Annotated in this window: 28 protein-coding genes; 15 read left to right on the top strand and 13 right to left on the bottom strand. The window is 69.9% G+C overall.

The features are described 5' to 3' along the window. Window positions 1-8: 8 nt before the first annotated feature. The 3 genes from ACWDX9_RS07125 to ACWDX9_RS07115 form a co-directional block, all read right to left on the bottom strand. Complete coding sequence (locus ACWDX9_RS07125) at window positions 9-461, bottom strand: GNAT family N-acetyltransferase (RefSeq protein ID WP_449949994.1); 453 nt, start codon at window positions 459-461, stop codon at window positions 9-11. Window positions 462-535: 74 nt separating this feature from the next. Then, window positions 536-1,678, bottom strand: a complete 1,143-nt coding sequence (locus ACWDX9_RS07120; protein WP_449949992.1) for a hypothetical protein — start codon at window positions 1,676-1,678, stop codon at window positions 536-538. Next, window positions 1,668-2,762, bottom strand: a complete 1,095-nt coding sequence (locus ACWDX9_RS07115) for a helix-turn-helix domain-containing protein (protein ID WP_449949989.1) — start codon at window positions 2,760-2,762, stop codon at window positions 1,668-1,670. The genes ACWDX9_RS07120 and ACWDX9_RS07115 overlap by 11 nt, the downstream gene beginning before the upstream one ends. 478 nt (window positions 2,763-3,240) lie before the next feature. On the opposite strand from ACWDX9_RS07115, the gene ACWDX9_RS07110 reads away from it, so the two are divergent. Both ACWDX9_RS07110 and ACWDX9_RS07105 read left to right on the top strand, forming a co-directional pair. Continuing rightward, on the top strand, window positions 3,241-3,381 hold the full coding sequence (locus ACWDX9_RS07110) for a hypothetical protein (RefSeq protein WP_449949986.1): 141 nt from the start codon (window positions 3,241-3,243) through the stop codon (window positions 3,379-3,381). Between the two features lie 172 nt (window positions 3,382-3,553). Next, complete coding sequence (locus tag ACWDX9_RS07105; RefSeq protein ID WP_350730101.1) at window positions 3,554-3,931, top strand: STAS domain-containing protein; 378 nt, start codon at window positions 3,554-3,556, stop codon at window positions 3,929-3,931. Here ACWDX9_RS07105 and ACWDX9_RS07100 read toward each other — a convergent pair whose 3' ends face one another. The 3 genes from ACWDX9_RS07100 to ACWDX9_RS07090 form a co-directional block, all read right to left on the bottom strand. Then, window positions 3,932-4,444, bottom strand: a complete 513-nt coding sequence (locus ACWDX9_RS07100; protein ID WP_449949983.1) for a hypothetical protein — start codon at window positions 4,442-4,444, stop codon at window positions 3,932-3,934. It lies immediately after the preceding gene. A gap of 133 nt (window positions 4,445-4,577) precedes the next feature. Continuing rightward, the gene (locus tag ACWDX9_RS07095; RefSeq protein ID WP_449949981.1) at window positions 4,578-5,147 is read right to left on the bottom strand and encodes a nicotinamidase; all 570 of its coding nucleotides are present in this window, start codon (window positions 5,145-5,147) and stop codon (window positions 4,578-4,580) included. A 61-nt stretch (window positions 5,148-5,208) separates the two neighbouring features. Further along, complete coding sequence (locus ACWDX9_RS07090) at window positions 5,209-6,492, bottom strand: nicotinate phosphoribosyltransferase (RefSeq protein ID WP_435054277.1); 1,284 nt, start codon at window positions 6,490-6,492, stop codon at window positions 5,209-5,211. 46 nt (window positions 6,493-6,538) lie between these two features. On the opposite strand from ACWDX9_RS07090, the gene clpS reads away from it, so the two are divergent. The 5 genes from clpS (at window position 6,539) to ACWDX9_RS07065 (ending at window position 9,236) form a co-directional block, all read left to right on the top strand. Then, window positions 6,539-6,832 carry an ATP-dependent Clp protease adapter ClpS gene (gene clpS, locus ACWDX9_RS07085; protein WP_185071427.1) on the top strand — a complete coding sequence of 98 codons (294 nt, stop codon included), beginning with the start codon at window positions 6,539-6,541 and terminating at the stop codon, window positions 6,830-6,832. Between the two features lie 28 nt (window positions 6,833-6,860). Next, a complete protein-coding gene (locus tag ACWDX9_RS07080; RefSeq protein WP_449949978.1) occupies window positions 6,861-7,385 on the top strand; it encodes a DUF2017 domain-containing protein in 525 nt (174 codons plus the stop codon). A 9-nt stretch (window positions 7,386-7,394) separates the two neighbouring features. Continuing rightward, the gene (locus ACWDX9_RS07075) at window positions 7,395-7,796 is read left to right on the top strand and encodes a Mov34/MPN/PAD-1 family protein (protein ID WP_449949975.1); all 402 of its coding nucleotides are present in this window, start codon (window positions 7,395-7,397) and stop codon (window positions 7,794-7,796) included. A gap of 218 nt (window positions 7,797-8,014) precedes the next feature. Next, the gene (locus tag ACWDX9_RS07070) at window positions 8,015-8,287 is read left to right on the top strand and encodes a MoaD/ThiS family protein (RefSeq protein WP_185071430.1); all 273 of its coding nucleotides are present in this window, start codon (window positions 8,015-8,017) and stop codon (window positions 8,285-8,287) included. Window position 8,288: 1 nt separating this feature from the next. Next, window positions 8,289-9,236: a PLP-dependent cysteine synthase family protein gene (locus ACWDX9_RS07065; protein ID WP_364251033.1), complete on the top strand. Its 948-nt coding sequence runs from the start codon at window positions 8,289-8,291 to the stop codon at window positions 9,234-9,236. A gap of 58 nt (window positions 9,237-9,294) precedes the next feature. Here ACWDX9_RS07065 and ACWDX9_RS07060 read toward each other — a convergent pair whose 3' ends face one another. Then, entirely contained in the window at window positions 9,295-11,112 is a 1,818-nt protein-coding gene (locus ACWDX9_RS07060; RefSeq protein ID WP_449949972.1) for a DUF3352 domain-containing protein, read from the bottom strand. 178 nt (window positions 11,113-11,290) lie between these two features. After that, entirely contained in the window at window positions 11,291-11,617 is a 327-nt protein-coding gene (locus ACWDX9_RS07055; RefSeq protein WP_364251027.1) for a hypothetical protein, read from the bottom strand. A gap of 110 nt (window positions 11,618-11,727) precedes the next feature. Between ACWDX9_RS07055 and ACWDX9_RS07050 the strand changes: the two genes are divergently transcribed. The 3 genes from ACWDX9_RS07050 to ACWDX9_RS07040 all read left to right on the top strand — a co-directional run bounded on the left by ACWDX9_RS07050 (window position 11,728) and on the right by ACWDX9_RS07040 (window position 14,284). Beyond that, window positions 11,728-12,519, top strand: a complete 792-nt coding sequence (locus ACWDX9_RS07050; protein WP_449949968.1) for a thioesterase family protein — start codon at window positions 11,728-11,730, stop codon at window positions 12,517-12,519. 104 nt (window positions 12,520-12,623) lie between these two features. Continuing rightward, window positions 12,624-13,535, top strand: coding sequence for a glutamate racemase (gene murI / locus ACWDX9_RS07045; RefSeq protein WP_449949965.1), 912 nt, complete (start codon window positions 12,624-12,626; stop codon window positions 13,533-13,535). Continuing rightward, window positions 13,532-14,284, top strand: coding sequence for an MBL fold metallo-hydrolase (locus ACWDX9_RS07040; protein ID WP_449949962.1), 753 nt, complete (start codon window positions 13,532-13,534; stop codon window positions 14,282-14,284). The genes murI and ACWDX9_RS07040 overlap by 4 nt, the downstream gene beginning before the upstream one ends. On the opposite strand, the gene ACWDX9_RS07035 is transcribed toward ACWDX9_RS07040, so the two are convergent. Continuing rightward, entirely contained in the window at window positions 14,269-15,507 is a 1,239-nt protein-coding gene (locus ACWDX9_RS07035; protein ID WP_449949959.1) for an MFS transporter, read from the bottom strand. The two genes, ACWDX9_RS07040 and ACWDX9_RS07035, sit on opposite strands and share 16 nt — an antisense overlap. 68 nt (window positions 15,508-15,575) lie before the next feature. On the opposite strand from ACWDX9_RS07035, the gene rph reads away from it, so the two are divergent. Genes rph through ACWDX9_RS07020 form a run of 3 tightly spaced genes read left to right on the top strand, consistent with a single transcriptional unit; the run spans window position 15,576 to window position 18,704 of the window. Next, window positions 15,576-16,295 carry a ribonuclease PH gene (rph, locus tag ACWDX9_RS07030; protein WP_350730356.1) on the top strand — a complete coding sequence of 240 codons (720 nt, stop codon included), beginning with the start codon at window positions 15,576-15,578 and terminating at the stop codon, window positions 16,293-16,295. After that, a complete protein-coding gene (gene rdgB / locus ACWDX9_RS07025; RefSeq protein ID WP_350730123.1) occupies window positions 16,292-16,882 on the top strand; it encodes an RdgB/HAM1 family non-canonical purine NTP pyrophosphatase in 591 nt (196 codons plus the stop codon). The genes rph and rdgB overlap by 4 nt, the downstream gene beginning before the upstream one ends. Before the next feature lie 46 nt (window positions 16,883-16,928). Next, window positions 16,929-18,704: a molybdopterin-dependent oxidoreductase gene (locus ACWDX9_RS07020; RefSeq protein WP_449949956.1), complete on the top strand. Its 1,776-nt coding sequence runs from the start codon at window positions 16,929-16,931 to the stop codon at window positions 18,702-18,704. Between the two features lie 273 nt (window positions 18,705-18,977). Here the strand turns inward: ACWDX9_RS07020 and ACWDX9_RS07015 are convergent, their stop codons facing one another. After that, a complete protein-coding gene (locus tag ACWDX9_RS07015) occupies window positions 18,978-19,415 on the bottom strand; it encodes a hypothetical protein (RefSeq protein WP_449949953.1) in 438 nt (145 codons plus the stop codon). Between the two features lie 27 nt (window positions 19,416-19,442). Here ACWDX9_RS07015 and ACWDX9_RS07010 point away from each other — a divergent pair, with 27 nt between their 5' ends. Further along, the gene (locus ACWDX9_RS07010; protein WP_449949951.1) at window positions 19,443-20,093 is read left to right on the top strand and encodes a toxin glutamine deamidase domain-containing protein; all 651 of its coding nucleotides are present in this window, start codon (window positions 19,443-19,445) and stop codon (window positions 20,091-20,093) included. Then, window positions 20,090-20,359, top strand: coding sequence for a hypothetical protein (locus ACWDX9_RS07005; protein ID WP_350730129.1), 270 nt, complete (start codon window positions 20,090-20,092; stop codon window positions 20,357-20,359). The genes ACWDX9_RS07010 and ACWDX9_RS07005 overlap by 4 nt, the downstream gene beginning before the upstream one ends. A 190-nt stretch (window positions 20,360-20,549) precedes the next feature. On the opposite strand, the gene ACWDX9_RS07000 is transcribed toward ACWDX9_RS07005, so the two are convergent. The 3 genes from ACWDX9_RS07000 to ACWDX9_RS06990 form a co-directional block, all read right to left on the bottom strand. Continuing rightward, on the bottom strand, window positions 20,550-23,039 hold the full coding sequence (locus ACWDX9_RS07000) for an ABC transporter permease (protein ID WP_449949949.1): 2,490 nt from the start codon (window positions 23,037-23,039) through the stop codon (window positions 20,550-20,552). A 4-nt stretch (window positions 23,040-23,043) separates the two neighbouring features. Then, a complete protein-coding gene (locus ACWDX9_RS06995) occupies window positions 23,044-23,799 on the bottom strand; it encodes an ABC transporter ATP-binding protein (protein WP_350730133.1) in 756 nt (251 codons plus the stop codon). Between the two features lie 107 nt (window positions 23,800-23,906). Further along, window positions 23,907-24,587 (bottom strand): response regulator transcription factor, encoded by a 681-nt coding sequence (locus tag ACWDX9_RS06990; RefSeq protein WP_449949946.1) that lies wholly within the window; start codon window positions 24,585-24,587, stop codon window positions 23,907-23,909.

Raw genomic sequence — 24,587 nt, 5'->3', positions numbered from 1 at the left:
CGGCGCGCTCAGCCGAGCTTTCTGACGAGGATGCGGCACAGCTCGGGCCGGAGCTCGAGCCCGCCGTTCGGGTGGTAGACGACGTCGGTGGTCGCCACCTCGCCGTGCGGCCATTCGGCGTAGCCGCGGCGCTGGTACAACCTCAGGGCGTCGGGGTTGTCCAGGCCCACGCCGAGGGCGACCTGGTCGTGGCCGTCGGCCAGGAGCCGCTCCTCGGCGGCCCAGAGCAGCGCGGTGCCGATGCCCCGGTTGCGCATCCAGGGCACGACCTCCAGGTGCGTGAGCAGCGCCACGCCCGGTAAGTGGGTACGCAGCTCGGGCTCCTCCGCGGGCCCCAGCCACATGTAGACGTCGCCGACCGCCACCCCGCCCTCCCAGGCGACGAGCAGGGCCCCGTGACCGGAGTCCTGCCTGGCGAGCCGGTCGGTGAAGTAGCCCTCCTGCCCGAGCGAGTCGACCATCGCAGGGAGGTCCGTATGGACGGCCTGACGGATATCACGTGGCCCCACGGACGACAGATTCCCGGTTCGCCCACTTATGAATCAAATGAGGTCCACTGGCGCAATAGTGGTGCACCAGGTCTGACCAGCCATTTCATGGCATCGGCCACGCTCGGCCCGAGTTGCGGGATCCTGGCGAAGTGATCGGCCCACTGGTCGCGGTCCGCCGCCCACGCCTCCAGGTACCTGACGCAGAACTGCGGCGTGATGCGGTTGAGGCGGCCCAGCGCGGCCAGCAGGGACTCCTCCATGGCCCGGCGGCTCGTCGTCGCGTCCGGCGGGAGCTCCCTGACGCGGCGCAGCACGTCCTTGACGAAGTCGCCGCGCCTGGCGAGGGCGCCGACCCAGTACGCCGGATCGGCGGCGGCGGCCTGCCAGCCCGTGCCCTCGCCCCCGTCGAGCAGCCAGTAGACGCCCTCGGCCAGGACATCGCCGAGCTCCTGGTCCCGCGCGCGAACGGGGCGGTCGAAAGGGTCGTACGGGCGCTGCTTGACCATCCCCGTGACCGCGAGCGGGCGCACCGACTTCTCGCCCAGCAGGTAGAACCAGTCCTCGTTGTAGATGTTCGGGAAGAACGAGGGGCCGCGGGTCGTCTCGACGGCCAGGGCGCCGCCGCCCACGAACGACTCCTGATGCCCGCCGGTCAGCCGGTGGGCGTGGCACACCACCGAGTTGTCCGGGTAGCCGCCGATGTGCATGCCCACGGCGTCGTACGAGTCGAGCAGGGCGGCCGCGTGAGACACCTCCTCGTGCCCGCCGACCTCGATGTCGTCGTCCAGGAAGACGATGCGCCGCCAGCCCATCAGGCGGGCCAGCAGCAGCCCCGTGTTCCGCTTGGCGCTGAGGTCGGTCGCGCGGGCGAACGGCGTGCCCTTCAGCAGGGCCGTGGTCGCGAAGTCCGGCAGGTTGAGGCGGGCCACGTTGTCGATGTCCACGGAGATGAACTGCAGGCCGGCCGGCATCAGGAGGAGGTCCGGCTTGCTCCACTTGCTGTGCAGGGTCACGAGGGGGCAGTCCAGGGCGATCGCCAGCCGGATCGCGTGGCTCAGCCAGACCGGATGCCTGATGGTCGGCACGACGATGGCGTCGACGCGGCCGGACTTCGCGACTCGCGGGTAGACCTCGATCAGATCCCGGTGGGAGCCGTGGTGATGCTCCGATCCGACCTCAGTCCCCACGAGAGGGCTCCGACCACTCATGCAGCCGGAACGTGTTCAGGGTCCAATCAGGAGTGACGACCACGCGGTCCCTGATCCTGACGCGCGTGAGAATGCTGTAGGCCGCGGCGGTGCCGAAACGTGCCCGCAGATAGACGGCGTTGCGGTCGCGGAATCGCTCGTCGGTCAGGGCCCGCACCGTACCGTAGACGCCTCTGCCGTACATCCCATTGCAAATGGTCAACGTGCGCTCGACATTGTCGGGATTGACGCCGCGGTAGAAGAACCCGACGTCCTCAAGGAGTTGCAGATTATCGCCGGACCCGGCGGTGACGGTGTAGTGCCGGCGCGTGTCGCCCCCCTCGATGACCTCGAAATACGGACCCTTTTCCCCCTCCCAGTCGGGCACCTGCCGCACCGGGAGTTCTGCTTGCGCCAGCACCGCCCCGGTGACCGCGTTGTAGTCGACGCCGCCCAGGAGCACCACGTGCGTCGTCAGGTCGTCGGAACGCAGATCCTCGGTGGAGACCAGCTTCACCGGGCTGCGCGGATTCGCGGCCCGGAGATGGCCCCACAGCTCGAAGAGGGAGTCGAGGTCGGAGTACTTGTACAGCTCGATGTAGTCGGGGCTCGACGGGTCCGCGTACGGGATCTTGGTCCGGTCCTCCTCCGGGACCTGCGAGCAGATGACCGTGATCGGCTCCCCGTCGCGGAAGTGCCAGGGGCCGGTCTGGAGCGCGTCCCGCGCCGCCGGCTCGGCGTTCTCGCCCGACGCCTGGGACTTCAGCGCGGCCTGGCGCAGCCGGTCGAGCTCGGCGAGCAGGTGGCGGTGGTCCTCGAGCTCGCCCGCCGTCAGGTCGGACACGGGGAGCACGCGTGCCGTCCCGTTGGAGATCGATCGCTTGGTCGCGAAGAACGCGGCGTACTTCTCCAGCCGGTGTAAGGGCGGGATCTTGCTCGCATGGGCCGACTCCCACGACGAGATCAGCGCGACGCTGACCTGGAACGCCTCGCGCAGCTGTGCCTGGGTGACGCGCCGGTCAGGCCAGTGGCTTTCGCGCAGCTCGCGCAGTCGGCGCGCCAGCGCGGAATTGACGCCGCTCATGCCAGCCCCATTGGTGTGAACTTCAGTAATCTCTAGTGAACATCAACCTGGCGGCGGAATCGATGAAGAATCCGCAGCTAAGGCCTAACAGAACAGCCAACGTGCACAAACGGGTGAGCACAAGAGCCATCAGTCTAACCATTCAGCTGTCACCGCCGTGTACGAATAGGGCGGTTCAGTCGGGGTAAACCTCTAATTGGAGAAGATTCACTGAAGTTAGCTGAATATGGGTGGAGGTGGTTCGTGGCGAGGGTCCGATGAGCCACACCCGGCAGGAGCGGCATCCCCATGCAGAAAGACAGCGGAACACCCCCGCGACGAGCCCAATCATCGGCGGAGGTGCCCGCGAGCGAGGTTTCTGTCAGAGCGCGTCTCCGCACCAGGGAAAACCTTCATGACCACACTAGTCCTCCACCTCTCGGTGGCAATACCAACATCAACCGATACCAGAGCCTTGACCCTCTTCCTCCTGACGACCTTGATCACACTGGCAGCGGCGGCCATCCGCTGGATGGTGAAGCGGGCGAACGTCGTCCTGGTGATCAGCGGTACGGGCGTCCTGGTGATCGTCCTGTCCGTGCTGCTCGCCGCCTACGTGATCACCTTCGGGACAGCCTGAGGGAGCCGTCGCGCGCGGCGCTCCGCCCCCCGGCGCTGCGCGTGCCGGTCGCCTGTGACGATGGGTGACTCTGTGCGTTTGGCCACAGAGCGGTGCCCATCTGTTAGAAACTCGACGGAAGAGGCAACAACCACTCTTGGCTTGTCTCGGGATACGCAGAAGGACTTTGCCCATGTCGTCTGAGGTCACCAGAAAGCCGATGCTGACCGTGACTTCCGGCCTCTCGCGAAACGCCGTCATCCTCAAGCTCGAGGGCGAGCTCGACGTCAACGTCCTGCAGGTGCTGCGCGAGCACCTCGAACCCGTCTGGGCCCTTCCTCCCAAGCCCTTCCTGATCCTGGACCTGGGCGAGCTCTCGTTCTGCGACTCCATGGGGATGAACGAGCTCGTCGGCGTCATGCAGCGGTGCGAGTCCAGAGGGACCCGGCTGCTGCTCGGAGGGGTTCAGGGGGTCATGGCCAGGGTGCTGTCGATCACCGGGCTGCGGCACGCGTTCGAGGTCTTCGCCCGGCTCGACGACGCGCTGCGGCTCGCCGTGGCCAAGCCCTGACTACGTCTGGGGGATGCGCCGCCCGGTGCGGCCATCGGTCAGGACGTAATCCGGCTTCTCCCGCAGGGGCAGCTTCAGCGCGGCCCGGCCGCTCTCGACGCGCACCGGCAGCGTGAACACCCGCTGGTGGTGGCTCGGGAGCGCGGCCGGGTGGCTGCCGACGTTGGGCCCCTCGTACAGCCATAGGCGCAGCTTGCGGCCCTCGGCCCGGACCACGACCTCGGCGGCCCCGCACTCCTGCGGCGCCGCCGCCCAGCTCAGCACGATCTCGTGGGTCACCTTCGCCGAATGGGGGATCGGGGCGCGCTCCTGGCAGGAGGCCACGAGGTTGGCCACGATCGCCGGAGGAGCGGGGGCGGGCCGCTCTTCGGCGCCCATCGCGATCGTCCCGCCCTCCAGCAGCGCGAGCGTGACGACCGCGGCCACCCGCTCGCCGGCGCTTCCCCGGACGAGCAGCCACAGGCAGAGCGGGCCGAGGACGAGCCAGGCCGCACCCAGGGAGATGGCCAGCATGTATCTGCCTCCCGCGAGAAGGAGCTTGTGACTCTCCGTATTACTACGGCTCCGGAGGGGGTTCGTCCTCTTGAATATCACATGAACGCAGCGTTGCCTACCGCATACGCCTCGTGATCAAGGGTGATCCCGGTCACCCCAGGACGGGCGCCCCCCGGAGGGTGGCGCCCGCGTCCTTCAGCTCCGCCAGCGCCACCTCCGTGGTCGTCGGGGCCACGCCGGCCGTCAGGTCCAGCAGCACCCGCACCGCCAGCCCGTGCTTGACCGCGTCGAGCGCCGTCGCGCGCACGCAGTGGTCCGTGGCGATCCCGACCACGTCCACCTCGTGCACCCCGCGCTGGCCGAGCCACTCGGCCAGCGGGACCCCGTCGCTCGAAAGGCCCTCGAAACCGCTGTACGCGGCGGCGTAGGCGCCCTTGCTGAACACCTCCTCCACCTCCGACACGTCGAAGGACGGGTGGAAGTCGGCTCCCGGGGTCCCGGCCACGCAGTGCGCCGGCCACCTGGAGACGTAGTCGGGCGATTGGGCGAAGTGGTCGCCGGGCGAGATGTGGTAGTCGCGGGTCGCCACCACGTGGTCATAGCCGTGTTCGGCCATGTGGCGCGTGATCGCCGCCGCCACCTCCGAGCCGCCGGCCACGGGCAGGCTGCCGCCCTCGCAGAAGTCGTTCTGCACATCGACGATGATCAATGCGGTCCCCATATTCAGCACTCTAATAACAGGGCCCGCCGTCCGACCCGTCGCCCCGCTGCCGCGGGGAGGGTCAGGCGAACTCCGTGGGGATGGCCGCGTACCCCCTGCCGAGGTGCAGGGCCTCCTGGGGGAGGGTGGCGACGGCGGCGGCGTGGCGCTCGCGGGCGGCGGGCAGGGGCTCCCTGCCCACGACCTGGCCGTCGCGCACCAGCTCGTGCAGCAAGGGGATGCCGCCTTCCGGGGCCAGGCCGCCGGTGGTGATCAGCTCGGTCTCCACGTTGCCCACGTCGTCCAGGAGCCGGTACGCCTGCTTGCGGCCCCCGCGCGACGGCTTGCCCACCGAGCGCTTGGCCACGGCCTCCAGCTTGCCCGTGGCCGTCTCCCTCGCCACCAGCTTGTACACCAGGGCCGCCGTGGGCACGCCGGACCCGGTCACCAGGGACGTGCCGACGCCGTAACCGTCGACGGGGGCGGCGGCGAGCGCGGCGATGGCGTACTCGTCCAGGTCGGAGGTGACCAGGATGCGGGTCTCGAAGGCCCCGAGCGCGTCGAGCTGCTCGCGCACCTCCTGCGCGGCGGCGGCCAGGTCGCCGGAGTCGATGCGGACCGCGCCCAGCTCCGGCCCCGCCAGCTCCACGGCCGTGCGCACCGCCTCGGCCACGTCGTACGTGTCCACCAGCAGCGTCGTCTTGCGGCCGAGCGAGGCGATCTGGGCCTCGAACGCGTCCTTCTCCGAGTCGTGCAGCAACGTGAACGCGTGCGCCGCCGTGCCGGCCGTGGGCACGCCGTAGGCGTACCCGGCCATGAGGTTGGAGGTGGAGGCGAAACCGGCGATGTACGCGGCCCGGGCGGCGGCCACGGCGGCGCTCTCGTGGGTGCGGCGCGAGCCCATCTCGATGATCGGCCGCTTGCCCGCGGCGTTGGTCATGCGGGAGGCCGCTGAGGCGATGGCGCAGTCGTGGTTCAGGATCGACAGGGTGAGGGTCTCGAGCAGCACGGCCTCCGCGAAGGTCCCCTCCACGATCATGATCGGGGAGGCGGGGAAGTAGAGGTCGCCCTCGCGGTAGCCGTAGACGTTCCCGGAAAACCGGTAATCGGCGAGAAACGCCAGAGTGTCGTCGTCGACGACCTGCCTCTTCCGCAAATAGGTGAGTTCTTCCTCACTGAAACGGAAGCGTTCTAGCTCGTCCAGGACACGTCCTGTCCCGGCGACAACCCCGTAGCGCCTGCCACCCGGCAGATGTCTGGCGAACACCTCGAAAACGGCGCGCCTGTGCGCCGCTCCGCTCCGGAGCGCCGCCTGCAGCATCGTCAGCTCATAGTGATCTGTGAGCAACGCAGTGCTCATGGTCATTGTCACGACTCGAAGACTACGGCCCAGATAGGGCAGACTCGGGGATGTGGGTAGCACCGCTCCAATCGCCGTTGAGCGTCCGTCATCGGACGTCCGGCCCGATCTGCCATGGGTGACCATCGTCTGGAACGACCCGGTCAACCTCATGTCCTACGTGACCTATGTCTTCCAATCGGTCTTCGGCTACACGAGAGAGAAGGCCGAAAAACTCATGCTGGACGTACACCACAAGGGCAAGGCCGTCGTGTCCAGTGGCACGCGGGAAGAGATGGAACGCGATGTGCAGATTCTCCACTCCTACGGCCTGTGGGCGACGGTCCAGCCGGACTCGGTCAAGTGAGGCACATGAGGTCAGTGAGGCGGCACGCGTGACATCGGGGTTTTCGTCGGGCAAGGGCGGCGTCGTCGTCGCGGAGTTCGAGGCCGCGGAGGTCTCGCTCCTGCGCTCGCTCGTGTCGATGATGCTGGGCATCGTGGAGCCGGGGCGGACCAGCGACGACCCGCTGGAGCGGGCGCTGGGCATCGGCGGGGGAGAGGCGCCGACCGACCCGGTGCTGGCCAGGCTGTTCCCGTCGGCGTACGAGGACGAGAAGGATTCGGCGGAGTTCCGCCGCTACACCGAGGCCACCCTGCGCGACGGCAAGCGGGCCGACGCGCAGACCGTCTTCGACACCGCCAGGTCGGGCCGCGCGGAGCTCACGCCGGAGCAGGCCCAGGCCTGGCTGCGCTCGCTCAACGACGTGCGCCTGACGCTCGGCATCAAGCTCGACGTGACCGAGGAGGTCCACGACGAGATCGCCGTGATGTCCGAGGACGACCCCCGCTACCCGGCCTACCTCACCTACGACTGGCTGACCTACCTCCAGGACAGCCTGGTCCGGGCGCTCTGGTAATTTCCGGGCATGCTGTCGATCTCGCAGGAACTGGTGGACAAGATCGTCGCCCATGCCCGTGCCGACCACCCCGACGAGGCATGTGGGGTGATCGCGGGCAGGAACGGTGTCCCCGAGCGGTTCGTCCCGATGGAGAACGCCGAACGCTCGCCCACCTTCTACCGCTTCGACTCCATGGAGCAGCTGCGCGTCTGGCGTGAGATGGACGACCGCGACGAGGAGCCCGTCGTGATCTACCACTCCCACACGGCCACCGAGGCGTACCCGTCGCGCACCGACGTCTCCTATGCCTCCGAGCCGGACGCCCACTACGTCCTGGTCTCCACGCGGGAGGAGGACAAGGTGGAGTTCCGCTCGTACCGGATCCTCGACGGAGTGATTACCGAGGAAGAGGTAAGGTTTCTCCCATGATGGTCAGGCCGGTGCAGAGCTTCCTCTTCGCGCATACTCCGGCTGTCGTTCTCTACGACTGTCCCGCGAGAAATCTGCCGCTTCACTGCCACTGAGCGTGACAGCAGGGCGGCAGCCCGACGAGCAGATTTCTTGCCGAAAGGTCCCGCGGAATCCGCATACCGCAATCGGTGTTGCTGCCGATGGGACGACGACCTGATCTGAGGAGACTGAGCGCGATGGCCATCGAGGTTCGCATTCCGACCATCCTGCGTAATTACACCGGCGGCGCCAAGGCCGTCGACGCCGAGGGCGCCACCCTCGAAGAGCTGATCAGCAATCTGGAGTCGCGCCACCCCGGCATCAAGGAGCGCCTGGTCGACGCGGGCAGCCTGCGCCGCTTCGTCAACGTCTACCTGAACGACGAGGACGTGCGCTTCCTGGGCGGCCTGGGCACGCCGCTGTCCGACGGCGACACGGTGACCGTGCTGCCTGCCGTCGCCGGCGGGTGACATGCGGTTCGACTCGCTGATCGACTCGGTCGGCCGCACGCCCCTCGTGGGGCTGCCGAGGTTGTCGCCCTCCGCCGACGTGCGGATCTGGGCCAAGCTCGAAGACCGCAACCCGACCGGGTCGATCAAGGACAGGCCCGCCCTGTGGATGATCCAGGAGGCCGAGAAGGACGGCCGGCTCACGCCCGGCTGCACGATCCTCGAGCCCACCAGCGGCAACACGGGCATCTCGCTCGCCATGTCGGCCAAGCTCAAGGGCTACAAGCTGATCTGCGTGATGCCCGAGAACACCTCGGAGGAGCGCCGTCAGCTCCTGCGCATGTGGGGTGCGGAGATCATCTCCTCGCCCGCGGCGGGCGGCTCCAACGAGGCCGTGCGCGTGGCCAAGGAGCTGGCCGCCCAGAATCCCTCCTGGGTGATGCTCTACCAGTACGGAAACCCGGCCAACTGGCGCTCGCACTACGAGACCACCGGCCCGGAGATCCTCGAGGACCTGCCCACCATCACCCACTTCGTGGCCGGGCTCGGCACGACGGGCACGCTGATGGGCGTCGGGCGGTTCCTGCGCGAGCGGGTGCCCGGCGTGCAGATCGTCGCCGCCGAGCCGCGTTACGGCGAGCTGGTCTACGGGCTGCGCAACGTGGACGAGGGCTTCATCCCCGAGCTCTACGACGAGTCCGTGCTGACCACCCGCTTCTCCGTGGGCTCGGCCGACGCGCTGCGGCGCACGCGCGAGCTGCTGGCCTCCGAGGGCATCTTCGCCGGCGTCTCGACCGGCGCGGCGCTGCACGCGGCGCTGGGCGTGGCCAGGAAGGCGGTCAAGGCGGGCGAGCGCGCCGACGTCGCGTTCGTGGTGGCCGACGGCGGCTGGAAATACCTGTCCACGGGCGCCTACGAGGGCACCCTGGAGGAGGCGGAAGAGCGCCTCGAAGGCCAGCTCTGGGCCTGATACAGCACGAAACAGGCGGCCGGTCCACGAGGGACCGGCCGCCTGTTCGGTTTTCGGCTCAGTTGAACAGGACCCGCAGCGAGAACGTCGCCTCGGTGTCGGTCTGCGTGCCGCTCATCCCGACGGCCCGCAGCACCTGGAGGTTGGCCTTGTCATCGCCCTGCATGGACTTGAGGTAGAGGTTCTCCACCTTGTCCAGGTCCACGAAGACCGCGTAGTTGGCGTCGTCCGCGTTGGGGATCGCCGTCTGGAACGTCTCCGAGTCGCCCAGCGTGCCCTCACCGGCCAGCTGCTTGGCGTACTCGTCCGACGTCGCCACGGTGAAGACGCCGTCGCCGGCGACCTTGGCGATCTGCGGCGCGCCCTGCCCCAGCGCCTGCTGGACCTTGTCGACGATGGCCTGCGCCTTGGCCGGGTCGGTGACGATGCGCACGCCGCCCTTGATCTGGTCGCCGCCCAGGCCCTGGCTGTCCACGGCGAGCGTGAAGTTCTTGCCGAAGATCGTGGCCAGGTCGCCGGGCAGCTGAAGCCCGAGCTGGCTCTGCGCCTGCTCCAGCATCTGCTTGACCTCGGCGCCGCCGCTCGCCGCGGCCTGCTTCTGGATCTGGTCCCACTGCTTGGTGACCATCTGGTCGAGGCCGGAGATCGACACGGCGCCCGCCGTGGTGGCGGGCAGCGTGCCCAGGTTGGCCTTGGGCAGGTCACCCTCGGGGGTCATGCCCTTGGCGCCGCGCACGAGGCCGGCGAGCTCGACGTACGCGCTGTCGAAGCGCAGCGCGCCGGCGAACCTGGCGTCCTTGACCTGGTCCACGAGGGCGGCCTGCTCGGCCGGGACCTCCTTCTTGGCCACCTCCATGAGCCCGCCCATGTCGGCCCAGAACGACAGCACGCCCTGCTCGCCGACCGCGCCCATGTCGTCGCTGAACTCGGCGTTGTCGGCCAGGCTGCCCTCGGACTTCGCGAACTTGTCGGCCAGCGCCTGGGTCGAGCTCAGCAGCGCGTAGTCGTCACGGAAGGCGAGGCCGTACTTCTCGCCCTTCATCAGCTTGGCGATGCCGGCCTTGGCCTGCGCCTCGTCCTTGATCTGGACGGCCACCGCGAAGTCGGGATCCTCCTTGCCCGACGGCACGGCGGCGAAGCCGACCCTGCTGCCGAGCCAGGGGTCGACGTCCTTGGCGAAGTCGACCTTGGAGTCGGAGTCGGAGTTGATCGTGTCGAAGAGCGCCTTGCGCGGGTCCTCGCCGGTGAAGGAGTCCTTGGTGACCGTGAACTTCCTGGCGATCTGGAACAGCGCCAGCTTCTGGTTCGCGGCCGGGTCCAGGTCGAGCCGGGCGTAGGCGATCGAGTTGGCGGGCAGGACCTCGTTCGGCTGCGTACCGCCGCCGCCGATGGCGCCCATGGCCCACACGGCGCCGCCGCCGAGCAGGATCACCGCGAGCGCGGCGGCCGCGGCGATGATCCAGGTCTTGCGGCCCTTCTTGGCCGGTTGCGCCGGGCCGAACCCCTCGGGCCCCTGCTGCTGCCAGCCGCTCTGGGCGTACTGGTCGTTCTGCCAACCTTGCTGCTGCTGTTCCTGCTGCCAGCCCTGGCCCTGCTGTTGCCAGCCCTGCTGCTCCTGCTGCCAACCCTGCTGTGGCTGCTGCTGTTGCCAGCCGCCCTGGGCCTGCTGGCCCTGCTGCTGGCCCTGCTGCCAGTTCTGCTGCTGTCCGTACGAGCCCTGCTGGCCGTAGCCGGCGTCGTAGGTCGGCTGCTGCTGCCCGTACCCCTGCTGAGGGTTGTACGGCTGCTGCTGCTGTCCGTAGGACGCCTGCTGGCCGTAACCCCCCTGCTGGTAGGGCTGCTGCGGCGGGTACGGCTGTCCCGATGACTGAGGCATCGTCGGGGGGTTCTCCGGCTGCTGCCCCTGATTCCAGTTGTACGCCGTGGTCCGGTCAGGATCTTGGCCGTAGGGGGGATTATTCGCAGACATCACTCAACTCACAATGTGGACTTTTGACCACAGAGAAGTTAGCTGATGTTGCTAGACGGGCGCTTGCAATGTGCTGAAGTGAGATTCAGACCCTGCTGAGTTCCTTTCTGAGCGCATTGATGTGGACCTCGCCGCTTCCATAGTCGAGCACGCACGACCACGGCACGAATGTGCAGCCCACATAGACCAGACGGGACAGCGAGCGGGAGAGCCAGGACGCGCGGCCCTGGTTCTCCCGGGTGAGGCCGAGCAGCAGCGGCGCGCGGCGGCTCGAGACGATCAGCCCGTAGACGGTGTGGCTCTTCTGGAGCTCGCCCCTGTGCTTGATCACGCGGATGTCGACCACGTGGCCGACCCATATCCCGTCGGAGTCCCAAACGGACTGACCGAGGAGTTCGGTGACACTTGCCATGATCGAACTTTCTCAACCGAATCATGTTTTCGCAGGTAGGCACGCTGATAGGGGGATGCCATAGACTATGCGGGCGCTAGAACATAATTCCGGAGTTGAGGCGGGCGCGGATGACCAAGTTCGACGAGGCGACTCAGGCGATCAGGATCGACGAGGGCACGTACGACGTGTGCCTCGACCCCGGATACGCCATCGGCGGCCCCCTCAACGGCGGCTACCTCATGGCCGTGATCCTGCGCGCGGCGGTGGACGCCTCGCCGTTCGAGCATCCGGTGAGCACGACGGCGCAGTTCCTGAAGGCGCCGGTCGCCGGGCCCGCGCAGGTCAGGATCGAGCCGCTCAAGGCGGGCAGGACGGCCGCGTTCGCCAGGGCCACGCTCGTGCAGGACGACGTGGCGCACATCGAGGGGCTGATCACGACGGCCACGTTGCACGAGGTCGAGCCGATTTATGCCGAAAAATCGGCGTATGACATGCCCGGCATCGAGGACTGCGCCAAGCTCCCCGACCCCAAGCCCGAGTCGGGCATGAACCTGAACGCCCGGATGGAGCTGCTCTTCGACCCGCCCACGATCGGCTGGCTGACGGGCGAGCCCTCCGGCAGGCCGGAGTCGCGGGCGTACTTCAGGATGGCCGAGCCGCAGGACCCGGACCCGTACGTGCTGGCGCTGGCCGTGGACGCGCTGCCGCCGGTGGTGTTCTCGGCGGGCGCGCGCGGCTGGGCGCCGACCGTGGACCTCACCTGGCACCTGCGGGCGCTGCCCGCCCCCGGCTGGCTCACGCTGCTCGGCAGCGGCCGGCTGGTCTCGGACGGCTGGTTCGACGAGGAGGTCGAGGTACGCGACTCCACGGGCCGCCTCGTGGCCCAGTCGCGCCAACTCGCGCGGGTCGGACGCGGCTGACCGGCCCGGATGTGACCAAGACAACACCCCCCGCACGTCTCCGTGTCGTACCTGTGAGCATTCTTACGCAGAGTTGATCGTGCAGGTCGCCTACCCTCTAGAGCGTGCCGGACGCGAGTATTGGGATCTTCGACAGCGGGGTCGGCGGCCTGACGGTCGCGCGCGCGATCATCGACCAGTTGCCCTATGAGTCCATTACGTACGTGGCCGACACGGCCCGTCAGCCGTACGGGCCGAAACGCATCGCCGAGGTCCGCGCCTACGCCCTGGAGGTGATGGACCACCTCGTCGACCACGGCGTGAAGATGCTCGTGATCGCCTGCAACAGCGCCAGCGCCGCCGTGCTGCGCGACGCCCGCGAGCGTTACGACGTGCCGGTCGTCGAGGTGATCCAGCCCGCCACCAGGCGAGCGGTGCGCGCCACCCGCACGGGCCGGGTCGGCGTGATCGCCACCAGGGCCACGATCGAGTCCATGGCCTACCACGACGCCTTCACCGCGGCGCCCGACGTGCAGCTCACCGGCGTGGCCGCCCCACGCCTGGTGGAGTACGTCGAGCGCGGGGAGACGATGAGCGACGAGCTCATCGAGGTCCTGGGCGAGTACCTGGAGCCCATCCGGGCCGCCGGGTGTGACACCCTCATCCTCGGCTGCACCCACTACCCGCTGCTCACCGGCGCCATCTCCTATGTCGTCGGCGACGGTGTCACGCTGGTCTCCAGCGCCGAGGAGACGGCCAAGGACGTCTACCGGATCCTGCACGACCGCGATCTGGCGGCAGGAGGCGAGGCCACCCCCCGGCACCGCTTCCGCGCCACCGGCGACTCCCTGCTCTTCGCCCGGCTCGGGCGACGTTTCCTGGGGCCGGAGATCGATGTGGTCGAAGTCGCACCAGTGGGGGGTACTACCTCTAACGGCCACTCGGCCGCGCCGGTGTCGGGACCGACGAGCGACGACACCGGCTTCCGGCGGCCGAGTAGCGACGCGGAGCGTCGCATCGGGAAGGAGCCCACATGAAGGTGACCATCGTCGGGTGTTCGGGCAGCTTCCCCGGGCCCGACAGCCCCGCGTCCTGCTACCTCATCGAGGCGGACGGGTTCAAGCTGCTGCTCGACCTCGGCAACGGGTCGCTCGGCGCGCTCCAGCGCCACATCAGCGTGTACGACGTGGACGCGATCTGCCTGTCGCACCTGCATGCCGACCACTGTCTCGACCTGTGCTCCTATCACGTGGTCCGCACGTACGGGCCCGGCGCTCCGTACCCCACCCTGCCCGTCTACGCGCCGGCCGGCGCGCCCGCCCGGCTGTCGGCCGCGTACGGGATGCCGGACGAGCCGGGCCTGGAGACCGCGTTCGACTTCGTGCCGCTGGCGCCGGGCTCGTTCGAGATCGGGCCGTTCACGCTGACCGCCGGGCTGGTCAACCACCCGGTCGAGGCTTACGGCTTCCGCGTGACCGGCGGCGGCCGGTGCGTGGCCTACTCCGGCGACACCGGCGAGTCGAGCGAGCTGGTGAAGCTGGCCACGGGCGCCGACCTGCTGCTGTGCGAGGCGTCGTTCGTGGAGGGCCCGGACCTGCCCGCCGACCTGCACCTGACCGGCCGCCAGGCCGCCCGGCACGCGGCCGAGGCCGGCGTCGGACGGCTCGTGCTCACCCACCTCGTCCCGTGGAACGACCAGGCCACCGTGCTCGAGGAGGCGATGGGAGGCGGTTTCGACGGCCCGATCGAGCTGGCCCGCAGCGGCGCGGTCTACGACCTGGCCTGAGCCTGGGTGAAGTCGCGCATGCGGGGCAACGGGGAGAACAACAGCGGCACGAAGGTCAGCAGCCGGGCCCCCATGATCACCCACAGGGCCTCGCGCACCCCGATCTGCTGGGCCAAGAGCCCGCCGAACAGTGCGCCCAGCGGCATGATGCCCCAGGTCATGAACCTCACCGACGCGTTGACCCGGCCGAGCAGATGCTCGGGGGTCACGGTCTGCCGGTAGGTGACCTGGCCCACGTTCAACAATGTCGCGCTCCAAGTGAGCGCGATCGAAGTGATCGCGAAGCACACCACCCGCCAGTCGGCCTGCGTCATCGGCAGCAGCAGGCCGAAGGGCGAGCCCAGGATGACCGCCAGCCAGGTCATCCTGGCGGTGCCGTACCGCCTGGACAGCCAGGAGCCGGTGAAGCCGCCGATCAGGCCGCCGATGCCGCCCGACATGAGCAGCAGGCCGATGGTGCTGGGGGGCAGCTTGACCACCTGGGCCAGGAACAGCACCGACAGGCCGAGCACGGCGCTGGTGCACAGGTTTCCGGCCACCGTCGAGGTGGCTAACATGCGCAGCAGCCGGTCGCGCCACAGGAACGACAGGCCCTCGCGGATGCCGCGCAGCAGCGGGGTGCGCTCGGTGACGGCGGGCGGCTTGTCGGGGGCCTTGATCGTGCCCAGGAAGACCACCGAGGCGAGCGCGCCGAGCGCGGTGGCGAACAGCGTGCGCGGCGCCCCCAGCAACTGCACCAGCGCGCCCCCCACGGCCGGCCCGGACAGGAACGAGCCCGACCGCACGATCTCCAGCTTGGAGTTGCCGTCGGTGAGCTGCCCGGTGCCGACCAGCTCCGGCAGGTACGTCTGGTCGGCCACGTCGTTGAAGACCTGGGCCACACCGGCCAGCAGCGCGATGGCGAACATCAGGCCGATCGTCAGCAGCCCCAGCTCCGCGGCCAGCGGGATGGTGGCCAGCAGCAGGAACCTGGCCAGGTCGGAGGCCAGCATCACGCGCCGCCGGCGCATCCGGTCGACCCACACCCCCGCGGGCAGGCCGATCAGCAGGAAGGCCGTCGTCTGCAGCGCTGACAGGACCCCGATCTCCACCGGACCGGCGTTCAGCGCGAGCACGGCCGCCAGCGGAAGCGCAACACGGGAGATATTCGCGCCTAGTTCACTGGCAACGTGCGAACTGAGGAACCGCAGGAAGTCAGGGTTACGCAACACCCCCGTTGTCATTGCGTAAGGATCCATGTGGCGGACACATTTGGTCAAGAGTGTCGTGGCGCGGAGATAGGGTGATCTGCATGTCCCGACAGGATGGCCGCAACCCTGACCAGCTACGTCCCATAACCATCACCAGGCAGTGGCTCGCTCACGCCGAGGGATCGGTGCTGGTCGAATTCGGCAACACGCGGGTGCTGTGCGCGGCCTCGGTCCAGGACAGCGTGCCCCGGTGGCGAAGGGGCAGCGGCCAGGGGTGGGTTACGGCCGAATATGCCATGCTGCCCCGGGCGACCAATACTCGTAACGATCGCGAATCGGTCCGCGGCAAAATCGGCGGCCGGACCCACGAGATTTCCCGGCTGATCGGGCGTTCCCTCCGCGCTTGCGTCGATTACAAGGCGTTGGGGGAAAACTCCATTCTGCTCGACTGTGACGTGCTGGACGCCGACGGCGGCACCAGGACCGCCGCGATCACCGGTGCCTATGTCGCGCTCGCCGACGCGATCGCCTGGATGCGCGAGCGCCGGATGTGCCCGGGCGAGCCGCTGATCGGCTCGGTCGCGGCCGTGTCCGTCGGGGTGGTCGGCTCGGTGCCGCTGCTCGACCTCTGCTACACCGAGGACGTGGCCGCCGAGACCGACATGAACGTCGTGATGACCGGCGAGGGCAGCTTCGTCGAGGTGCAGGGCACCGCCGAGGGCGCCCCCTTCGACCGCGCGGCGCTCAACCAGCTCCTCGACCTGGCGACGGCCGGCTGCGAGGAGCTCACGCTGATCCAGCAGGAAGCCCTGGGCTCGTGAGGATCGTGCTGGCCACCCGCAACGCGGGCAAGATCGCGGAGCTGCGCCGGATCCTGTCCGGGTTCGACATCGTCGGGCTCGAGGAGTTCCCCTCGATCGGTGACGTCGCCGAGACCGGCGTCACGTTCGAGGAAAACGCGCTGCTCAAGGCGCATGCCGTGGCTCAGGGGTCGGGGCTGCCCGCGGTGGCCGACGACTCGGGGCTCTGCGTCGACGTGCTGGGCGGCATGCCGGGCGTCTTCTCCGCCCGCTGGTCGGGGCGGCACGGCGACGACCAGGCCAACCTGGACCTGCTGCTCGCGCAGGTCTCCGACGTGCCCGCCGACAAGCTGACCGCGCACTTCGCCTGCGCCGCCGCGCTGGCGCTGCCCTCGGGGGAGTCCCGGGTGGTGGAGGGCGCGCTCCAGGGCCATCTGATCTCCGCCCGCCGGGGGTCCAACGGGTTCGGGTACGACCCGATCTTCGTGCCCGACGGCGAGGAGCGCACGACGGCCGAGCTGTCGCCGGAGGAGAAGGACGCGATCAGCCACCGGGGCCGGGCCTTCCGCGCGCTGGCACCCGTCGTGCGCGATCTGCTCAGCTCGTAACCACCGTGTAAGAACCGCTCGGGGCCGGGCGGCGTAACGTCGGACTGTGCAGAGTAATTCGGTGGTGCCCGCCTGGGCGCGGGCCCTGATGGGGCTGGTGGCCGGGGGCGTGGCTCTCGGGATCGCGCAGCTCGTGGCCGCGTTCGCCGGGGCCAAGTCGTCGCCCGTGGTGGCGGTGGGCGACGCGACGATCGACCTGACGCCCGCTCCGGTCAAGGACTTCGCGATCAGGACGTTCGGCGAGAACGACAAGACGGTCCTCATCGCGGGCGTGCTGATCGTGGTGCTCGGCGTGATCGCGCCTCTCATCGGGACGCTGGCCGTCCGCAGGCTCGCCTACGGCTACGCCGGGCTGGCCGTCTTCGCGGCGATCGGCCTGGTGGCGGTGCTGACCCGGCCGGAGGCCGGGATCCTGGACGTGCTGCCGACCCTGGTGGGGGTGGCGGCCGGCGCCTGGACGCTGGGATGGCTGGTACGGCGGGCAACAGGCGAGCCCCTCACCCTTCCGCCATCCCCACCCGCCAACGCCCCGCGGCCCCCCAGCGCCGCTGCGGTCGATTCCGCCGGTGTCGCCGAAAACGCCGGTGTCGCCGACTCCGCCAATGCGACCGAGCCCACCGAGTCCACCGAGTCCACCGATGGCCCCCAGCCCACCGGCGCCACCGAGTCCACCGGTGCCAGAGGCGACAGTGGCGGTGAGGCCCGTGACGACGTGGAGCGGCCTGCGGTCATGCTGGCCGGGGCGGACCTGTGGACGTTCGACCGGCGGCGGCTGCTGACCGGAGCCGCCGGTGGGGCGGTGGTCGCGATCGGCGGCGCCATGCTCGGGCAGGCGCTCGGCGGGCGGCGGGCCGTGGACGCCGCGCGGGTGAGGGTGACGCTGCCCAGGCCCGCGATCCCCGCCAGACCCATCCCGGCAGGCGCGGACCTCCACATCAGGGGCTTGTCTCCATTTATTACGAATAACCGTGACTTCTATAGGGTCGACACGGCGCTGGTCGTCCCCCAGGTGGACCCCAACTCCTGGAAGCTGCGCATCCACGGCATGGTCGACCGGCCGGTCGAGCTCACGTACCAGGAGCTTCTCGGCATGCCGCTCACCGAGGCAGACGTCACGCTCACCTGCGTCTCCAACGAGGTCGGCGGCGAGTACGTCGGCAATGCCCGCTGGCTCGGCGTCCGCATGGCCGAGGTGCTGCGCCGGGCCGGGCTCCGGTCCGGCGCCGACATGCTCCTGTCCACCTCGGCCGACGGCTTCACCTGCGGCACGCCGGTCGACGTGGTCATGGACGGCCGCGACGCGCTGTTCGCGATCGCGATGAACGGCGAGGCCCTCCCCGTGGCCCACGGCTTCCCCGTGCGCCAGGTGGTGCCCGGTCTGTACGGGTACGTGTCGGCCACCAAGTGGGTCGTGGACATCAAGGTGACCAGGTTCGACCAGGACGAGGCGTACTGGACGCCGCGCGGCTGGGCGGCCAAGGGCCCCATCAAGACGCAGTCGCGGATCGACGTGCCCAAGTCCGGGGATTCCCTGAAGGCCGGGCGCGCCACGATCGCCGGTGTGGCCTGGGCCCAGCACACCGGGGTGGACGCCGTGGAGGTCAGGGTCGATCGGGGGCAGTGGCGGCAGGCGAGGCTGGCCGAGGTGCCGGGGCCCGACACCTGGCGGCAGTGGTCGATCGACTGGGACGCCACGGCGGGGGAGCACACGATCCAGGTGCGGGCGACCGACGCCGCCGGGCGTACCCAGACCGACCAGGAGGCCCCGCCCCCGCCCGACGGCGCCACGGGCTGGCACACCATCACGGTGAAGGTGACCTGAGTCCCGCTTGTCCCTGTTTCCGCAGGTACGGCCCATGGTTCTGGCGGAGAATCTTGCCGACTTCCCCTCCCTGCCACGGCGACCCCTCTACGATCGGTCGTCGAGCAGGACAGGGGGTAGGACGTGTTCCGCGAGCGCAAGCCGGGCGTCCGGTGGGTCCTTCCAGACGGACAGTACAACCCTGTGGTGGCGGAGGGGGTGCGGTGGCTCGACTACGAGCGCGCCGCCGAGACCGGCACCGCTCCCGCGCGCTCTCCGGGAGGCCCGGCCACCTTAGAGCCCGAAGCACCCCCCGACCCCCGGACCGGTCCCGATCCCCGATCCGACCGCGATCCTCAGTCCGACCACGACCACCGGACCGGGGATCGCGATCCTCGGTCCGACCGTGGTCGCAGGTCCGGGCACGACCAGGGGCTCGACCGCGCCTCTCGGCCCGGCCGCGATCATCGGACGGGGGACCGTGACCCTTGGTCCGATCACGATCGCCGGACGGGGGACTGCGATCCTCGGTCCGATCACGGTCACCGGTCCGGGCGTGATCAGGGGCTCGACCGCGACCCTCGGCTCGACCGCGACCATCGGCTCGACCGCGACCATCGGCCCGGCCGCGACCATCGGACGGGGGACCGCGACCCTCGATCCGACCGTGACCACCGGACCGGGGATCGCGATCGCCGGTCCGGGCGCGATCGCCGGCCCGACGGTGATCACCGGTCCGAGCGTCCTGACATATCCGATATGCCGGGTGACCTGCTCGACGTCGAGGAGGGCGACTGGTTCGACCGGACGCGCCGGCCGTCCAGGCTCGCCGACTCCAGGCCGTACGGGATGCCGGGTGGGCTCGCACAGCCGGACCCGCAGGTGGAGCAGGACCTCGCTGAGGCGCTGCGGCCCGGCGACCGCTTCCCCGACCCGCGCGGCACCTGGGTGCGGCTGATCAACGGCGGTGGCCCCGCCGACGACCCGTTCCGGGCCTCCAACGCCGCCGACTGCGCGCTGGCCGTGCTGTCCACCTGGCACGGCGAGCCCGCCACGGCCGCGCCCAGATTCCCGGAGTACGACCGGATCGGCCGGCCCCTGCTGACCGGTGAGGAGGGGAGCCTGGCCAGGATCGAGCGGTGGGTCGGGCAGCGCTTCCAGTGCGCGGGGCAGGGGCGGCACGCCTATCCGATGATCGCGCGGCGGCTGCGCGACGCCGGGCACGGGGCCGCTGCCGCCATCGTGGTGCGCTGGCCCGGAGGCGGCTCCCACGCCTGGAACGCGGTGAACTACGACGGCGAGGTGATCTGGATCGACGCTCAGCGGGGGCACATGTCCGTCGAACCGGCCTATATGACGGTGACTGGGGTGTTCTGCGTGATCCTCGACCGGCAGGGATGGCCGCGGTGAACCTCGACCAGGCCCGGGCACTGGCCGAGGAGTACTTCAACGGCGTGCTGGCGTCCGACGAGGCGGTGCCGGTGGGGGTGCATGGGTTCCGCGACGGATATGTGGCGTGGGTACGCGAGCTCGAACCCGACGACCCGGCCACGCTGCCGGAGACGATCGGGGGCGGGTGCATCGTGATCGACCGCGCCACCGGCGAGGTGGTCGCGCGCCCGCTCCTCGACCCCGAGTCGGTCGCCGACCTCTGGCCCGGCCGCACACCACGCTGAGGAAGCCGCAACCTCGCGCACGAGAGGCCGGGGCTCCGCGTTCGAGAGGCCGGGGCTCCGCGTTCGAGAGGCCGGGGCTCCGCGCACGAGCGGGGCCGGGGCGCCGCGCACGAGAGTCGGCCGTCGCACATGAGGCTCAGCGCCCCGGCGCCCAAGCGCTCGACCGGGCCGGCCGGGCAGACCGACGGGGTCAGCCGGCGGCGAGTGAGCCGACGATCGAGGCGCGTGCCGCGCGGCGGGCCGGGAGTACGGCGGCCAGCACGCCGGCCGCCCCGGACAGCAGCACGAACAGCGCGATCTGCCCGGTGGGCACCGACAGGACGGCCCCGTCCAGCATCACCCTGATCGCGGCCCAGCCGAAGACCCCGCCGAGCACCACCCCCACCAGCGCTCCGATCAGCCCGAGCACCAGCGCCTCGACGGACAGCATCCGGCGCAGCTGCGGCCGGGTCAGGCCCAGGGCGCGCAGCAGCGCCGACTCCCGGGTGCGCTCGTGGACCGACAGGGAGAGCGTGTTGGCGATGCCCAGGAGCGAGATCAGGATCGCCAATCCCAACAGGCCAGTGATGATCATGAGCAGCATGTCCAGCGTCTCGTCGAACTGGCCGCGTACCTCCGTCGAGCTGGACACCTGCACGGTCGGGTAGGCCGCGACGGCGGCGTCCACCACCTTGCGGGCCCGCTCGGGCGCCACGCCGTCCCTGATGTTGATCAGGACGCGGGAGTCGGGCAGAGCGCCGAAGTAGGTGTCGAACGCCGCCTCCGCGACCATGACCGACGGCAGCGTCGACTGGGCCCCGTCGAGCAGCGCCACCACCTTCAGCGAGACGACCCCGGCCTGCTTGGTCTTCAGCGAGACCGAGTCGCCGAGCCGCACACCCCGCTCCGTGGCCACATTGTCGGCCACCGCCGCCTGCCCGGGGCCGAAGCCCTTCATGGAGCCGGCGGTCACGGACGGGTCGATCGCCCCGCTGAACGTGCCGACCTCGAGCCGCCGGTCCGAGAACTCGGCCTTGGTGGCGCGCACCTGCGCCACGGAGGCCAGCTCCGGCCTGCCGCGCAGCTCCGTGGCCACGGACCGGGGGATGACCGCCTCGCGCTGCTGGCCGGCCAGTATGTAGTCGATCGGGAACTGGTCGTCCAGCTTGGCCGTCAACGTCAGCCTGGTGGACGCGGTGACCACCGAGATCAGCGTCATGAGCGTCACGCCGATGGTCAGCGCGACCGTGGTGGTCGCGGCCCGCTTGGGGTTGCGGCCCGAGTTGTCCACCGCGAGCCGTCCCGGCACCCCGAAGAGCCTGCCGGGGATCCAGCCGACCAGCGTGCTCAGCGGCTTGACCATCACCGGGCCCAGGATCAGCACGGCCAGGAACGTCAGCGCGCCCCCGGCCATGACGACGAAGAGCGAGACCTGCTGGCCGGGCGTGAGCGCGAAGACGCCGAAGGCCGTCGTGCCGAGCCCCGCCACCAGGAAGAGCGCGGCGAAGACACCGCGTACGAGACTCGCGCGGAACGTCTGCTCCTCGGCCTGGCTCCGCAGCGCCGCGATCGGCGCGACCCGGGTGGCCGACCTGGCGGGCAGCAGGGCCGCGCACATCGTGACCGCCAGGCCGACGGCCAGGCCGATCCCGATCGTGGCGGGGCTGAGGGTGACGGCCGCGTCCGTGGGCAGCGGGGCGTCGAACGAGGCCAGGACCGTCAGCGTGAGCGAGGCCAGGCCGTACCCGATGACCAGGCCGAGCGCGGAGGCGATCAGCCCCACCACCGTGGACTCCAGCACGATCGAGCCGAACACCTGCCCGCGCGTGGCCCCGATGCACCGCAGCAGCGCCATCTCCCTGGTGCGCTGCGCGACGAGGATGTTGAAGGTGTTGTAGATGACCAGCGCGGCCACCATCATCGCCACGACGCCGAACATCAGCAGGCCCAGCGTGAACATGCGGGTCTCCACCCCGGCCGCCCTGGCCAGGTCGTCGGCCAGTTCGCCGCCGGTCTTGACCACGTACGCGCCGCCCACGGCCGCCGCGACGGCCTGCTTCAGACCGGAGGCCCGGCCCGCCACGTCGATCTCGCGGTAGCCCTCCGCGCCCGTCATCCGCTGCGCGGTGGCGGTCGTGAAGCCGACCGCGCCGGTGTAAGAGAGCTCCTGGTCCACGCCGGGGTCGAGCAGCCCGACCAGCCTGAACTGGTGCTTGCGCTGCTTGGCGTCGAGCACCGTGAGCGTGTCGCCGAGCTTGAAGCCCTGGGCCTTGGCGGTGTTCTTGTCGAGCACGGCTGCCTGGTCGTCGGTGCCGGGGCCGGTGCCCGAGACGATGTCGGTGCGGTCGAGCGGCCCCCGGACGATGGACAGGGCCGTGGTGGGGGCGTTCCCGACGGTCTTGCCGTCCTTGCCGAGCACGGGCGCGGCGGCGCGGATCAGGCCCTGCGCCTCGGTGACGCCGTCCAGGGCGCGCACCTGTTCCAGGACGCGCTCCGGAAGCACCGCGTCGGGGCCCTTGGGCAGCACGGCCACGTCCACCTTGCCCGCGTCGGCCGTGACGCGCTGCGCGAACCCGGCCTGCACGGTGTCGTTCAGCACGAACGTGCCCGCGATGAACCCCACGCCCAGCGTGATCGCCAGCGAGGTGAGCAGCAACCTGAGCTTGTGCGCGCGCAGCCCGGCCAGTGCCGTCTTCAGCACCTCGTCACGCCCTTTCCAGCTGGACGAGCGTGTCCAGCACGGACTGCGGCGTCGGCGCGCCGATCTCGGTGACCAGCTCGCCGTCGCGCAGGAACACCACGCGGTCGGCGTACGAGGCGGCCACCGGGTCGTGCGTGACCATGACGATGGTCTGGCCCAGCTCGCGTACGGAGGTGCGCAGGAAGGACAGGACCTCGGCCCCGCTGCGGGAGTCCAGGTTCCCCGTGGGCTCGTCGGCGAAGATCACCTGCGGCTTGCTGATCAGCGCCCTGGCCACGGCCACGCGCTGCTGCTGGCCGCCGGACAGCTCGCTCGGCCGGTGCCCGAGCCGGTCCTTCAGCCCGACGGTCTCGATCACCCGGTCGAACAGCTGCTGGTCCGCCTGGCGGGCGGCGATGTCCAGCGGCAGGCGGATGTTCTGCTCGGCGGTGAGCGTGGGCAGCAGGTTGAAGGCCTGGAAGACGAACCCGATCCGCTCGCGGCGCAGCAGCGTGAGCTGCCGGTCGGTCAGCCCGGTCAGCTCCACGTCGCCGATGTGCACGGTGCCCGAGGTGGCGGCGTCGAGCCCGGCCAGGCAGTGCATCAGCGTGGACTTGCCGGAGCCCGACGGACCCATGATCGCGGTGAAGGCCCCGGTGGCGAAGGACACGTTCACCGCGCGGAGGGCGTGCACCTGGGCGTCGCCTTCTCCGTACACCTTGGTCAGATCTCTGGCCACCACCGCGGGCGGGGCCTGGCGCCGGGTATCGGTGAGCGTCACTTTCACTCCTTGTCGCGGTTTTTCAACGCGACCCACGCTAGGAGTGGAAATTTCGGGATTCGTGGGACCTGCGGATGGACTTCGTGTAGGCCCTCAGATGACTCCGGTCAGACTTTCGGCCGATGACTTTCCGGCCGATGACTTTCCGGTCGATGCGACGGCACGATCAGCCCGGCCTCGTACGCGTACACCACGACCTGGGCCCGGTCCCGCAGCCCCAGCTTGGCCAGCACCCGCCCCAGGTGCGTCTTCACCGTCGCCTCCGCCACCTGCAGGCGGCTGGCGATCTCCATGTTGGACAGGCCGCGGGCCACCATGAGCAGCACCTCCCGCTCGCGCGGCGTCAGGTCGGCCGTCGCCACCGGGTCGTCCGTCGGGAGCTGCGCGGCGAACCTGTCCAGCATCCGCCGTAACGTGCTCGGCGACACCACCGAGTCGCCCGCGTGCACGATCTTGATCGCGTCGACCAGGTCGGCCGGCGGCACGTCCTTCAGCAGGAACCCGGCCGCGCCCGCCTTGACCGCGGCGAACGCGTACTCGTCGAGGTCGAACGTGGTCAGGATCAGCACCTTCGGGCCCTGGATGCGGCTGGTGGCCTCGACGCCGTCCATGACCGGCATGCGCACGTCCATGAGCACGACGTCCACCTCGGTGGTCTCCAGCCGCTCCAGCGCCGCGGCGCCGTCGCCGGCCTCGGCCACCACCTCGATGTCCGGCTGGGCCGCGAGCACCATCCTGAACCCGGCGCGCAGCAACTCCTGATCGTCGACCAGCATCACGCGAATCAC

This window comes from Nonomuraea sp. NPDC003201, assembly GCF_053590415.1.
Note: the sequence above shows the minus strand (reverse complement) of the source record. Positions and strands in the feature narration are given on the sequence as shown.

Coding starts and splice junctions, on each gene's coding strand:
- ACWDX9_RS07125 (WP_449949994.1), bottom strand. CDS start 461: ATGGTCGACTCGCTCGGGCAGGAGGGCTACTTCACCGACCGGCTCGCC.
- ACWDX9_RS07115 (WP_449949989.1), bottom strand. CDS start 2,762: ATGAGCGGCGTCAATTCCGCGCTGGCGCGCCGACTGCGCGAGCTGCGC.
- ACWDX9_RS07105 (WP_350730101.1), top strand. CDS start 3,554: ATGTCGTCTGAGGTCACCAGAAAGCCGATGCTGACCGTGACTTCCGGC.
- ACWDX9_RS07100 (WP_449949983.1), bottom strand. CDS start 4,444: ATGCTGGCCATCTCCCTGGGTGCGGCCTGGCTCGTCCTCGGCCCGCTC.
- ACWDX9_RS07095 (WP_449949981.1), bottom strand. CDS start 5,147: ATGGGGACCGCATTGATCATCGTCGATGTGCAGAACGACTTCTGCGAG.
- ACWDX9_RS07090 (WP_435054277.1), bottom strand. CDS start 6,492: ATGACCATGAGCACTGCGTTGCTCACAGATCACTATGAGCTGACGATG.
- ACWDX9_RS07075 (WP_449949975.1), top strand. CDS start 7,395: ATGCTGTCGATCTCGCAGGAACTGGTGGACAAGATCGTCGCCCATGCC.
- ACWDX9_RS07070 (WP_185071430.1), top strand. CDS start 8,015: ATGGCCATCGAGGTTCGCATTCCGACCATCCTGCGTAATTACACCGGC.
- ACWDX9_RS07065 (WP_364251033.1), top strand. CDS start 8,289: ATGCGGTTCGACTCGCTGATCGACTCGGTCGGCCGCACGCCCCTCGTG.
- ACWDX9_RS07060 (WP_449949972.1), bottom strand. CDS start 11,112: ATGCCTCAGTCATCGGGACAGCCGTACCCGCCGCAGCAGCCCTACCAG.
- ACWDX9_RS07055 (WP_364251027.1), bottom strand. CDS start 11,617: ATGGCAAGTGTCACCGAACTCCTCGGTCAGTCCGTTTGGGACTCCGAC.
- ACWDX9_RS07050 (WP_449949968.1), top strand. CDS start 11,728: ATGACCAAGTTCGACGAGGCGACTCAGGCGATCAGGATCGACGAGGGC.
- ACWDX9_RS07040 (WP_449949962.1), top strand. CDS start 13,532: ATGAAGGTGACCATCGTCGGGTGTTCGGGCAGCTTCCCCGGGCCCGAC.
- ACWDX9_RS07035 (WP_449949959.1), bottom strand. CDS start 15,507: ATGACAACGGGGGTGTTGCGTAACCCTGACTTCCTGCGGTTCCTCAGT.
- rph (WP_350730356.1), top strand. CDS start 15,576: ATGTCCCGACAGGATGGCCGCAACCCTGACCAGCTACGTCCCATAACC.
- ACWDX9_RS07010 (WP_449949951.1), top strand. CDS start 19,443: ATGCCGGGTGACCTGCTCGACGTCGAGGAGGGCGACTGGTTCGACCGG.